The organism is Azospirillum sp. UFLA03-27 (genome assembly GCF_059803775.1).
Genome location: NZ_JAUQTX010000252.1, coordinates 1 through 9,372, shown reverse-complemented (window position 1 = coordinate 9,372; position 9,372 = coordinate 1). Strand labels below are relative to the sequence as shown.

The following is a 9,372-nucleotide window of genomic DNA, read 5'->3' as shown; positions in this document are numbered from 1 at the left end:
GCGTATAATCGTCGGCAGCGTCAGATGTGTATAAGAGACAGCCCCTGGACAGGCGGCGGGGGGACGGCTACACCCTTGCGCCGGACCGTCCCCTTCCCCTCGCGCCAGAGTGTCCGCCCGTGACGCCCGACATCACCCTCCTCGACACTATCGCCATCCTGTGGTTCCTCGCCTGCTGGGCGGGCTTCACGCTGATCCAGGACCACATGCTGGGCGGACGCATGGTCGTGAACCAGCATCTGAAGAAGGTGCGCCGCCATTGGATGGAGCGGATGCTGGAGCGCGACAACCGCATCATGGATTCGCAGCTCGTCGGCCACACGATGCAGAGCTGCACCTTCTTCGCCAGCACGAACATGCTGGTGCTGGCCGGTCTGGTCGGCGCCTTCGGCGCGGTGGAGAACGCCCACAAGCTGGTCGGCACGCTGTCCTTCACGGTGCAGACCACGCGCGAGTTCTTCGAGCTGAAGATGCTGCTGCTCGTGGCGATCTTCACCTTCGGCTTCTTCAAATTCACCTGGGCGCTGCGCCAGTACAATTACTGCTGTGCCCTGATCGGCTCCGCCCCGCTGCCCCCGGTGCCGGCGGAAGAGAAGACGGCCATGGCGGACAGCATCGCCGCCGCCATGACGCTGGCCGTCAAGGCGCTGAACGGTGGCATGCGCGCCTATTACTTCGCCATGGCGGCGCTGGCCTGGATGCTCGGCCCCTGGTTCTTCATGGTGTCCACTGCGGCGGTCATCGTCGTCCTGACCCGTCGGCAGGGCTTCTCCGCGACGGAGAAGGTCATCCGCGTACAGGTGGATGCGTTGGAGAGACGCGAGCGGCGATGATGCACGTTTTTGGCGATAAATATGTTAAAATGTTCTAAATCTGCGACGTTATGGCCAATACGCTGCAGCGCAAATTAATGCTTTTGTCATAGCCGCCTGATGGACGCGTGCGCTGCAACACGCCATGTTGAGGGGATCGGCCATGGACATCGACACAGCGGTATCGGTCTTGAATTCGCTGGACGAGGCGGAACGGCTTCTGGCGGAAGTCCGGCTGCATCCGGGGGCCTGCGGTGCCGCCAAGGAGTTCATGGACCGCAACCGCGAGCTTCTCGCCCAGGCACGCCACTGCATCGATGCGGCGCACGAGCTGGCCTGATGCCGGCCTGACGATGGGCGGGAGTGGCCGGTTCCCGTTGCGCGTCAGCCCTTCCTGAGGACCTTGCCGCCCGTGCCGGCCATCTTCGCCCAGTCCTTCGCGAAATAAGCGAAATCGCGGGACGGGCGGCTGTAGAGGTAGCCCTGGGCCAGCGACACCCCCAGCTCCGTCAGGAGTTGCGCGTGTTCCGGTCCCTCCACCTGCTCCCCGATCAGCCCGAGTCCCAACTGGCGGCACACGTCCACCATGGACCGCAGCATGGCCATGTCCCGCCCGTTGTTCACGGCGCCGCGGACGAAGTGACCGTCGATCTTGGCGAAGTCGGCCTGTATCCCGTAGAGCGACTGGAAGGAGGTCGATCCGGCCCCGACATCGTCCAGGCAGATGCGGAATCCGGCGGCGCGGAGCTTCTGCAGGACGTCGTTCAGTTTGGCGATGTCGGTGACGACGACGGTCTCGGTCACCTCGATCAGCAGCTTGCGGGCCAGCTCGCCATAGGGCTCGGTCACCGCCAGGAACTGGCGCAGGAAGATCGGGCTCATCAACGTCTTGGCGGACAGGTTGATCGCCACGTCCGGCAGGGTCGGCTCCTTGCGGTGGGCGTGCATGGTGTCCAGCACCGACTGCGTCAGCAGCAGGTCGAAGTCGTAAATCAGCCCGACATCCTCGGCGAAGGTGATGAAGTCCGCCGGTGACAGCGTGCCCTCCACCCGCGTCAGCGCTTCGAGATGATGGACCGTCCGCGTCCCGATATCGACGATGGGCTGGTAGACGACGAAGAAGTCGCGCTTCTCGATGGTCGCGCGCAGCCGGCCGATGCGGTCCACCGCGTCGGACAGCATGCGCTTGGCGCCGTCCTCCAGGCTGGAGATGGTGAACTCGCCGCCCTGGGCCGACGCGAAGGCCTGCACCGTGTAGACCAGCGCGCGCGCCGCATCGGCGGGATCCAGCCGCTCGTCCGACACGTCCAGCGACCAGGTGCGGATGCCGCCGGGCAACTCTCCGCCGGCGCTCTGGATGATCTGGGTGATGTGGGCCTGCACCTCCTGACCGTCGATGTCGGAGGCGTGGACGACGCCGTAGCGGTCGGTGGCCAGTTGCCCGGCGCTGTCGCCGTTGGCGGAGATCGCCCGCAGATAGGCCTCGATCCCCTGCATCACCTCGCTCGCCGCCCCTTCGGGCAGGGCGTCCACCATCGATTGCAGGCCGTCGATCAGCAGCAGGGTCAGGGCGTTGTCCAGCCCCTTCTCCCGCGCCTTGATGATGCGGTCCTCCAGGATGTGGCTGAAGGCGTTGCCGTCCAGAAGCTGCCCCGCCGCGGCCAGCGCCTCGTTCGTGTTGCGCGGGCCGGAGGCCAGAAGGACGGTCAGGAACAGCGACCCGGGGCAGGAGTCGAGCCGGCAGCCGCCGAGCAGCGCCGGGAAGCGGTTGCCGTCGCAGCCCTGGAAGACGACGCGGGCCGGCTTGATGCGGCCCTTGTCCTGGATGCGCTTGAACAGGACGTTGACGTACTTGCGGTCGTTCGGCGCCACGACGTCGAGCAGGCTGCTGCCGACCAGACCCGCCACGTCGCCTTCGGTCAGGCGGCAGCGCGCGCCCGCGCAGAACAGGATGTTTCCCCGCGCATCCGTCTCGATCAGCAAATCCGCAGCGGCGAAGGCGAAGCCGACGAAGCGGTCACGCTCGCGGTGCGACGGGCGACGGACCTGCGCGTTGGTCTGCGGCACCGGGCGTCTGATCGAGTCATGCGCAAGCTGCATCGGCAATAGCCCGAAATTGAGAAAAAGTTTATCGAATTGCGTCATTCATTGAATGGAGACTAGCCGCGTTCCCGTTCTGAAAAAAGCGGCAAGATTTGCCCCGCCATTTCGAAGGAAAGTTCGAAGCTTAGAATTTTCAATGATTTAAAGAGAAATATGGTTGTGAGCCGCGCTGGATTATCGCACCCGGCGCGAGAAAAAAACGACGGCGGGCCGTTTCCGAACAGGAAACGGCCCGCTGCAACGGTCGAAAGCGGAGAATCGACCGGAAGGGTCAGGAGCGGGGATGGAGCCGGGTCACATGACCCATCTTGCGGCCGGGACGGGATTCCGCCTTGCCGTAGAGGTGAAGGCGGGCGCCTGACTCGGCCATCAGCGCCGGCCAGCGGTCCGCGTCGGCGCCGATCAGGTTCTCCATCTCGGCGTCGGCCACCCGCTCCACCGAGCCGAGCGGCAGGCCGCAGACGGCGCGGACAAGCTGCTCGAACTGGCAGGAATGGCAGGCGTCCATGGTCCAGTGGCCGGAGTTGTGCGGGCGCGGCGCTATCTCGTTGACCAGCACGCCGCCGTCCGGCGTCACGAACATCTCCACCGCGAGCACGCCGACGAGGTCCAGCGCCTCGGCGATGCGGCGGGCGACCCGCTCGGCCTCGGCCGCCGTCTCCGCCGCAACACGGGCCGGGGCGATGGTCTTGTCGAGGATGCCGTCCTTGTGCCGGTTCTCCACGGCGGGGTAGGCGGCCATGCTGCCGTCGAGCCCGCGGGCGACGATCACCGACACCTCGCAGGTGAAGGAGACGAAGCCCTCCACGATGCCGGCGTCGGAGCCGATGGCCGCCCAGGCCTCCGCCGGGTCGCTGCCCGGCTCGATGCGCGCCTGCCCCTTGCCGTCATAGCCGAGGCGGGTGGATTTCAGGATGCAGCGCGGGCCGATCTCCGCCACCGCCGTCGCCACCTCGTCGGCGCTGCGGGCGGCGCGCCAGGGGGCGGTGCCGATGCCCAGCGCGTTGACGAAGGACTTTTCCTCCACCCGGTCCTGGGCGACCGACAGCACCCTGCCGCCGGGATGGACGGGGGTGAAGCGGCTGAGATGCTCGACCACGCCGACCGGGACGTTCTCCCACTCCAGCGTCACCACGTCGACGGAGCGGGCGAAGGCCTCCAGCGCGTCGAGGTCGTCCCAGCCGGCGGAAGTGACGGCCGCCGCGACCTGGGCGCCGGGGCTGCCCTCCGATCCCGGCGCGTAGACGTGCGTCTTGTAGCCCAGCCGGGCGGCGGCGAGCGCGGTCATGCGGCCGAGCTGCCCGTCGCCGAGCATGCCGATGGTCGAGCCGGGCGGAAGGATGCGGTGGGCCATGGTTCAGGCAGGCTCGTCGACGGGGGTTTCGGCGACGGCGGCGGTCTGGCGGGCGCGCCAGGCGTCGAGCGCCTCGGCGACCGCCGGGTCCATCAGGGCGATGACCGAACCGGCGAGCAGGGCCGCGTTGATCGCGCCGGCCTTGCCGATGGCCAGCGTGCCCACCGGAACGCCACCGGGCATCTGGACGATCGACAGCAGGCTGTCCATGCCCTTCAGCGCGTGGCTTTCCACCGGGACGCCGAAGACGGGCAGGGGGGTCATCGAGGCGGCCATGCCCGGCAGGTGGGCGGCGCCGCCGGCCCCGGCGATGACCACCTTAAGGCCGCGGTCGCGGGCGGTGGTGGCGTAGTCGACGAGGCGCTGCGGGGTGCGGTGGGCGGAGACGATCCGGACCTCGTGCGGGACGCCGAGCGCGGTCAGCGTCTCGGCGGCGTGCTTCATGGTGGTCCAGTCCGACTGGCTGCCCATGATGATGCCGACCAGCGGCTTGCGGTCGGTGGTGGCGGCGATGGATGCGGACACGGCGCGCGCTTTCCTCTAGGTCCGGAAAGCGGCGCATTATAGAAAGCGCGCGCGCGGAGTCCAGCGCGACGCGCGGCGCCGGGCCATGTCCCCCGCCGAAAAGCCGCCTCAGGCGATGATGTCGGGCAGCATGCGACTTTCCAGGACCATGATCTGGTCTTTGAGCGCGAGTTTGCGCTTCTTCAGACGTTGCATCTGAAGCTGGTCGAACGGCGCACGTTCGTGCAGTCGGGCGATCACGTCGTCGAGGTCGCGATGCTCGCTGCGAAGCGTGGCCAGTTTTTCCTTCAGCATCTCTTGTTCGTTCATACGCGCGGGGCCCGCTGGCTGAGCGGCGGGGACTATACCAGATTTCCGCCGCAACGGCAGTGCGAAACCACGCATTCTTCGCAGGGTTATAATCCGGTCGCCGGAATGTAATATACTCGGAGGACCAGAACCATTGCGGTGGAGCAACGTTCTGGTATGACTACCTTTCGCAGCGGTTCCAGACGACACGGGACAGTCTCCATGACAGCAGGCAAGCGCATCGGCATTCTCACCAGCGGCGGCGACTGCGCCGGGCTGAACGCGGTCATCCGCGCGGTGGTCCACCGGGCCGTCCTGACCTACGGCTGGCAGGTCCTGGGCATCAAGGAAGGCACCCAAGGGTTGCTGCAGCGTCCGGTGCAGTATCAGGTGCTCGACCTGCCGCAGGTCGACGGCAACATGATGCGCATGGGCGGCACGATCCTCGGCACGACCAACCGCGGCGACCCCTTTGCCTACCCGATGGCCGACGGCACGCAGAAGGACCGGTCGGACGAGATCATCGGCGGCTACCGCGAACTGGGGCTGGACGCCCTGATCGGCATCGGCGGCGACGGCAGCTTCGCCATCCTGAAGAAACTGGCCGACAAGGGCGGCTTCCAGATGGTCGGCATCCCCAAGACCATCGACAACGATCTCGGCCTGACCGAGGTGTCGGTCGGCTACGACACCGCCGTCGGTGTGGCGGTCGAGGCGCTCGACCGGCTCCAGCCGACCGCGGCCAGCCACGCCCGCGTCATGGTGCTGGAGGTGATGGGCCGCGACGCCGGCCACATCGCCCTGGCCGCGGGCATCGCCGGCGGCGCCGATGTGGTGCTGATCCCCGAGATCGCCTATTCCATCGAGAAGATCGCCCAGAAGATCAAGCAGGTGCGCTCGACCGGCCGCAACTTCGCCCTGGTCGTGGTGTCGGAGGCGGTGAAGACCGTGGACGGCACGGGCGTGCAGAAGCTGTTCCAGGGCGGCCAGAAGCGCTACGGCGGCATCGGCGACTACATCGGCGAGAAGATCGCCGAGGCGACGGGGGCGGAGACCCGCGTCACCGTCCTGGGCCACGTCCAGCGCGGCAGCATGCCCAGCCCGCGCGACCGCCTGGTCGCCTCGGCCTTCGGCGTGCACGCCGTGGACCTGATCGCCGAGGGCAAGTTCGACCGCATGGTCGCCTGGTCGGACCGCGGCGTCATCGACGTGCCGATCACCGAGGCCATCGCCAAGTATGCCTGCGTGGAGCTGGACGGTGCCATGGTCAAGACCGCCCGCGGCTTGGGCATCAGCCTGGGCGACTGAGCGGAGGCTTGTGGGGAGGCAGGCACGGCGATGTCGGAAAACCCGCTCTGGGACTTCTCGATCGCCGTCTACGGACGGCCGGGCGTGCCCGCCGCCTGCCTCGACCTTCAGGACCGGCTCGGCCAGGACGTGAACCTTCTGCTGTTCGCCGCCTGGGCGGGCATGGCCTGCAGCGCCGACCTTCCGGCGGACGAGCTGGCGCGGATCGACTCCGTGGTCGCTCCCTGGCGGGACGAGGTGGTTCGCCCGCTGCGCGCCGTCCGCCGCCGGGCGAAGGGGGAGGACGACGCCCTCTACAAGCGCCTGAAAGCGGTGGAGCTGGAGGCGGAGCGCGTCCAGCAGGACCGCCTCTTCGCCCTGTCCGGACTCACCCCCGCGGCGGGGGGCGGCGTCGCTCTGGCCGCGACCAACCTTTACCGGCTGGTGCCGGAGGGGGACCCGGCGCTGATGGCGCTGCTGGCGGCGCTCGACACGCCGCCCGAGCCCTGACGGAACCGGTGCGATGACGACTCCCGCCATCCTAACCTCGCCCCGGCTGATCCTGCGGCCCTGGCGGGACGGGGATGGCGACGCTTTTCACGCGCTGTCACAGAATCCCGCGGTGATGGAGCATTTGCTGCCGCTTCCCGACCGGGCGGCCAGCGACGCGGTGATCCAGCGCATCGGCGAGCATTTCGACCGGCACGGCTTTGGCTTCTGGGCGGTGGAGCGGCCCGGGCACAGCCCCTTCATCGGCTTCGTCGGCTTGGCCCGGGTGACGTGGGAAGCGCCTTTCGCCCCCGCCGTGGAGGTGGGATGGCGGCTCGACCCCGACCATTGGGGGCAGGGGCTGGCGACCGAGGCCGCCGGGCTGGCGCTGGCCTACGGCTTCGGCAGCGTCGGGCTCGACGGGATCGTGGCCTTCACCGTGCCGGAGAACCGGCGGTCGCGGCGGGTCATGGAGCGGCTGGGAATGGAGCGCGATGCGGCGGGCGACTTCGACCACCCGCGGGTTCCCGACGGCCACCGCTTGAAGCGGCACGTCCTCTACCGGATCGGGCGCGACCGCTTCCAGGCGAGGATGAAGGCAGGTATCAGCGGACCAGGATGAGGCTGTTGCGGTCGCCCGTCTCGTCGGAGACCTGGAAGGGCTTGCCGACGTAGAAGGCCTGGCAGCGCTTGCCGCCGGACAGGCGGGTCAGCCCCGCCTCCCACTCCTGGCCGCGCGGGCCGAGGATGCGCAGTTTCAGCTGGTCGAGCAGCGGGAATATCTGATAGCCCTCAAGGTCCAGCGGCTCCCCCTTCGCGGAGAAGGCCTCCTGGTTCAGTGTGAGGGTCTTGCCGTTGAGGTCCAGCTTGACGTCCTGCGCCCACGGGCATCCGCCGCCGGCGGGCTTCTCGTTGGCCGCGGCAGGCGCCGTGTTCAGGATCGCCGGGACGAGGGCGCAGGTCAGGGCAAGGGCACAGACGTTCAAGGTGCTTGTCATCGACGGAATGCTTTTCATAAGCGGGAACCGGTCCTCGCGCTGAATACCCCGGTATGATCCAGCGCATGGGGTGCAGAATAAGTTTTGCAAAAGTGAAATGCAACGCGGGGCTTCTCGTGGGTGGGTTGCGGGAACGGCAGGACTTGTGACCAATCCGTCAGCGGGCCTGTCCATTCCTTCGGCTTCCGGTACCCCTTCCACCATCAGGCACGTCCCATGGCGACGATCATCGAGGCCCTTCTGGCCGCCATCGACCATCACCAGTCGGGCCGTCTGGCCGAGGCGGCGACGCTCTACGGGCGGATTCTGGAGGCCGACCCCGAACAACCCGACGCTGCGCAGCTCCTGGGCGTGCTGCACGCGCAGACGGGTCGCCCGGCGGACGGGGCGCGGCTGCTGCGCCGGTCGCTGGCGCTGCGTCCCGACTCGGCAGGCGGTCACTCCAACCTCGCCGGCGCGTGTCAGACCATGGGCGACGCGGCGGCGGCGGAGGCCGGCTACGCCCGCGCCTTGCGGCTGGACCCGCAGCTTGCCGACGCCCACACCAGCAGGGCCGCCGCTCTGCGCGATTTGAACCGCGTGCCGGAGGCCACCTGTTCGGCGCAAAGGGCCTTGGCCCTGCTCCCGGCCTCGGCGGACGCCCTGGTGAATCTCGCCGAAACGGCCTTGGCTGGAGGGCGGGCGGCGGCGGCGGAGCGCGCGGCTCGCCGCGCCGCCGCGCTGGCGCCGGAATCGCCGGCGGCCCGGATGATGCTCGGCTCCGCCTGTGCCGCGCAGAAGCGCTGGGACGAGGCGGAGGCTGCCTACCGCGCGGCGCTGGACCTCGCCCCCGGCTATGGCGCAGCCTGGGGAAATCTCGGGTCGCTGCTGGCCGGGCAGGGCCGCTTCGACGAGGCGCTGGCGGCCTTCGCCGCGGCGGAGGGATGCGGTTTCTCCGGCCCGTCTTTGTGCGCAGCGCGCGGTGGTGCGCTGCTCGCCATGGCCCGACCGGTGGAGGCTCTTGCCGACTTTGATCGGGTGCTGGAGGCGCGTCCCGGTGACGCCGGGATGCGCTGGAACCGCGGCTTCGCCCGGCTGCTGGCCGGGGACTGTGAGGGCGGCTGGCCGGAGTTCGACTGGCGCCGCCACGACGCGCGGGCGGAACCGCCGTGGCGCCGCTTCGTGCAGCCCACCTGGAGCGGCGGCGACATCGCCGGGCGCACCATTTTGCTCTATGCCGAGCAGGGGTTGGGCGACACCCTGCAGTTCGTCCGCTACGTCCCGCTGGTGGCGGAGCGCGGGGCGCGGGTGATCCTGGAGGTGCAGCCGCCCTTGATGAGCGTGCTGTCCGGTCTGCCGGGGGTGGAGCGGCTGATCGCCCGCGGCCACCCGTTGCCGGACTTCGATCTGGAATGCCCGCTGATGAGCCTGCCGCGCGCCTTCGGGACCAAGCTGGACGACCTGCCCGCCGCCGTGCCCTATCTGCGCCCCGACCCCTGTCTCTTATACACATCTGACGCTGCCGACGATTATACGC

General features: G+C 68.6%; 11 protein-coding genes. 6 read left to right on the top strand and 5 right to left on the bottom strand.

Annotated elements, in window-relative coordinates; genetic code table 11:
- The first annotated feature begins 119 nt into the window (after positions 1 to 119).
- On the top strand, positions 120 to 833 hold the full coding sequence (locus Q4I23_RS26765; RefSeq protein ID WP_454017998.1) for a DUF599 domain-containing protein: 714 nt from the start codon (positions 120 to 122) through the stop codon (positions 831 to 833).
- A 142-nt stretch (positions 834 to 975) separates the two neighbouring features.
- Positions 976 to 1,152 carry a hypothetical protein gene (locus Q4I23_RS26760; protein ID WP_170295983.1) on the top strand — a complete coding sequence of 59 codons (177 nt, stop codon included), beginning with the start codon at positions 976 to 978 and terminating at the stop codon, positions 1,150 to 1,152.
- A 44-nt stretch (positions 1,153 to 1,196) separates the two neighbouring features.
- Here the strand turns inward: Q4I23_RS26760 and Q4I23_RS26755 are convergent, their stop codons facing one another.
- The 4 genes from Q4I23_RS26755 to Q4I23_RS26740 all read right to left on the bottom strand — a co-directional run bounded on the left by Q4I23_RS26755 (position 1,197) and on the right by Q4I23_RS26740 (position 5,103).
- Positions 1,197 to 2,912 carry a sensor domain-containing phosphodiesterase gene (locus Q4I23_RS26755; protein WP_498528218.1) on the bottom strand — a complete coding sequence of 572 codons (1,716 nt, stop codon included), beginning with the start codon at positions 2,910 to 2,912 and terminating at the stop codon, positions 1,197 to 1,199.
- Between the two features lie 274 nt (positions 2,913 to 3,186).
- Positions 3,187 to 4,269: a 5-(carboxyamino)imidazole ribonucleotide synthase gene (locus Q4I23_RS26750; protein WP_498528217.1), complete on the bottom strand. Its 1,083-nt coding sequence runs from the start codon at positions 4,267 to 4,269 to the stop codon at positions 3,187 to 3,189.
- 3 nt (positions 4,270 to 4,272) lie between these two features.
- Positions 4,273 to 4,740, bottom strand: coding sequence for a 5-(carboxyamino)imidazole ribonucleotide mutase (gene purE / locus Q4I23_RS26745; protein ID WP_498528219.1), 468 nt, complete (start codon positions 4,738 to 4,740; stop codon positions 4,273 to 4,275).
- 162 nt (positions 4,741 to 4,902) lie between these two features.
- Entirely contained in the window at positions 4,903 to 5,103 is a 201-nt protein-coding gene (locus Q4I23_RS26740) for a YdcH family protein (protein ID WP_035672505.1), read from the bottom strand.
- A 201-nt stretch (positions 5,104 to 5,304) separates the two neighbouring features.
- Between Q4I23_RS26740 and Q4I23_RS26735 the strand changes: the two genes are divergently transcribed.
- Genes Q4I23_RS26735 through Q4I23_RS26725 form a run of 3 tightly spaced genes read left to right on the top strand, consistent with a single transcriptional unit; the run spans position 5,305 to position 7,480 of the window.
- Positions 5,305 to 6,390, top strand: coding sequence for an ATP-dependent 6-phosphofructokinase (locus Q4I23_RS26735; RefSeq protein WP_014239910.1), 1,086 nt, complete (start codon positions 5,305 to 5,307; stop codon positions 6,388 to 6,390).
- 30 nt (positions 6,391 to 6,420) lie between these two features.
- Entirely contained in the window at positions 6,421 to 6,879 is a 459-nt protein-coding gene (locus Q4I23_RS26730; RefSeq protein WP_498528216.1) for a TIGR02444 family protein, read from the top strand.
- Positions 6,880 to 6,892: 13 nt separating this feature from the next.
- Positions 6,893 to 7,480 carry a GNAT family N-acetyltransferase gene (locus Q4I23_RS26725; protein ID WP_454018002.1) on the top strand — a complete coding sequence of 196 codons (588 nt, stop codon included), beginning with the start codon at positions 6,893 to 6,895 and terminating at the stop codon, positions 7,478 to 7,480.
- Here Q4I23_RS26725 and Q4I23_RS26720 read toward each other — a convergent pair.
- Entirely contained in the window at positions 7,464 to 7,856 is a 393-nt protein-coding gene (locus Q4I23_RS26720) for a hypothetical protein (protein ID WP_454018003.1), read from the bottom strand. The genes Q4I23_RS26725 and Q4I23_RS26720 overlap by 17 nt on opposite strands.
- Before the next feature lie 216 nt (positions 7,857 to 8,072).
- On the opposite strand from Q4I23_RS26720, the gene Q4I23_RS26715 reads away from it, so the two are divergent.
- A partial coding sequence (locus tag Q4I23_RS26715; RefSeq protein WP_498528215.1) for a tetratricopeptide repeat protein occupies positions 8,073 to 9,372 on the top strand: 1,300 nt, incomplete at its 3' end.

What these genes read in the sequence shown, in the direction of transcription:
- Q4I23_RS26725 (WP_454018002.1), top strand. Translation starts at nt 6,893, where the DNA reads ATGACGACTCCCGCCATCCTAACCTCGCCCCGGCTGATCCTGCGGCCC.
- Q4I23_RS26760 (WP_170295983.1), top strand. Translation starts at nt 976, where the DNA reads ATGGACATCGACACAGCGGTATCGGTCTTGAATTCGCTGGACGAGGCG.
- Q4I23_RS26755 (WP_498528218.1), bottom strand. Translation starts at nt 2,912, where the DNA reads ATGCAGCTTGCGCATGACTCGATCAGACGCCCGGTGCCGCAGACCAAC.
- Q4I23_RS26740 (WP_035672505.1), bottom strand. Translation starts at nt 5,103, where the DNA reads ATGAACGAACAAGAGATGCTGAAGGAAAAACTGGCCACGCTTCGCAGC.
- Q4I23_RS26720 (WP_454018003.1), bottom strand. Translation starts at nt 7,856, where the DNA reads ATGACAAGCACCTTGAACGTCTGTGCCCTTGCCCTGACCTGCGCCCTC.
- Q4I23_RS26730 (WP_498528216.1), top strand. Translation starts at nt 6,421, where the DNA reads ATGTCGGAAAACCCGCTCTGGGACTTCTCGATCGCCGTCTACGGACGG.
- purE (WP_498528219.1), bottom strand. Translation starts at nt 4,740, where the DNA reads ATGGGCAGCCAGTCGGACTGGACCACCATGAAGCACGCCGCCGAGACG.
- Q4I23_RS26750 (WP_498528217.1), bottom strand. Translation starts at nt 4,269, where the DNA reads ATGGCCCACCGCATCCTTCCGCCCGGCTCGACCATCGGCATGCTCGGC.
- Q4I23_RS26735 (WP_014239910.1), top strand. Translation starts at nt 5,305, where the DNA reads ATGACAGCAGGCAAGCGCATCGGCATTCTCACCAGCGGCGGCGACTGC.